Annotated in this window: 1 protein-coding gene and 1 pseudogene; one reads left to right on the forward strand and one right to left on the reverse strand. The window is 61.7% G+C overall.

What is annotated here, in order from left to right; genetic code table 11:
- Positions 1 to 178: 178 nt before the first annotated feature.
- On the reverse strand, positions 179 to 664 hold the full coding sequence (locus AC1D1P_RS23230; protein ID WP_477669115.1) for a hemerythrin domain-containing protein: 486 nt from the start codon (positions 662 to 664) through the stop codon (positions 179 to 181).
- Positions 665 to 1012: 348 nt separating this feature from the next.
- Between AC1D1P_RS23230 and AC1D1P_RS23235 the strand changes: the two are divergent.
- Positions 1013 to 1456 (forward strand): annotated as a pseudogene (locus tag AC1D1P_RS23235) (peptidase M14); the annotation flags it as partial.

Genomic DNA, 1456 nt, shown 5'->3' on the forward strand with positions numbered 1-1456 from the left:
GTCCAGTCCATCATCGGCGCCACGCTCAGCCGCCAGGGATGGCCCGGCAATGCGGCAGATGCGCCGGATACAGGCGCAGCGGGAAATGGAAATGGGGCTGACATAGCCCCATTTTCCCAGAAAGGACGCACCCGCAGCGGCGCAGGGTTTTGGCCCGGAGAAGCCCGCCCAAAAACCGTCAGACCTCGGCAGTTTTGAATTCGTCCATGAGTTCCATTTTGCGCTGGCTTAGCTCGTCGGCCAACGCAACCAGGTCCAGCCTGGACTTGCGGGCCTTGACGAACATTTCCTCGCGCTCYTCCTTCACRTGGTGGTCGATGTATTCGCCCAGTACCGTCACACGAGCGTCATACAGGTCGTCTTCCGGATCCATGCCCGATATCTGTGCGATCAGGTCTTTGGCCGTACCGTGCTCCACTTCTGCCTCGTCGAGCAGCGCGTCGTCATTGATGGCCGCGCGCACTTGTGGATAGAAGATTTCTTCYTCAATTTGCGCGTGYACCGTCAGCTCCTGGCAGATCTTGTCGGCTACTTCGCGCTTCTCCTCGCCGGACGCATGGCTGTCGCACAACTTCTTGAAGGTGGTAAACAGTTTTTTGACGGCAATATGGTCGGCATCCAGCAGGTCTACGGCATCGTGCTTTTTCGGAGGTGCTTTGCTCATGGGGATCCTCTTTGGGGTTAATGGTCAGTCTGTTTGTGGGTTGAAATTCAATGCGGCCAGCAAAGCCAGCCGCCAAGCCAATTTAGGCCGACGCTCGCGCGAGATTTGTGGGAAACCCGGGAGCGCTTGTGTAGGAATACAGGAACCTGTCGGAGTCGGGCAAAAACCGTGGCGGCCTTGCTGCAGAGGCCCGGGAATTCGCCCAAACCGGCGTGCCGCACTCCGGCAAGCGGGTAATATGGACGGTTACACCATCCGACCAGCTCAGGCCTTGAAGTGCAGGAAAAAATGACGCCGACCATGCCGCACAATTCCACTCCACACCCTCACCTTCCGCCCGCGTATCGCATGTATCCGCTTGCCCTGCTGCTTCCGCTGGCATTGCTGGCCGCCTGCACTTCGGTACCGCTTCCGCCATGGACGCCACCCTCCACACAGACTTCTGCGCCCTCACCAGCCCCAGCGCCCGCCGCGCAACGTCCTGCGCCTGCGGCCGCTGTAGTCCAGACCTCGCCCGTGGCGCCCCCGACAGCAACGGGCGGCCAACCAGCACCTTATAGCGACGCGGTTGCCGCGCGCTTTCCAGCGCCCTCCGTTGTTTACAACACGCCTGGACTGCAAGCCGGCCGCACCACGTTCACCACGCAGGCCGAAATCCRGGCATGGCTGCGCGAACAGGCCGCCGCAGCTTCCCGCACGCCCGGGGTCAGGGCTGCCGTGCTGCCCATAGGCCGGTCACAGCGCGGTGAAACACTTGAAGCACTGGTCCTGACCCGCGCCGGTGGCACGGAC

Source organism: Polaromonas sp. P1_E1_2, from assembly GCF_056406035.1.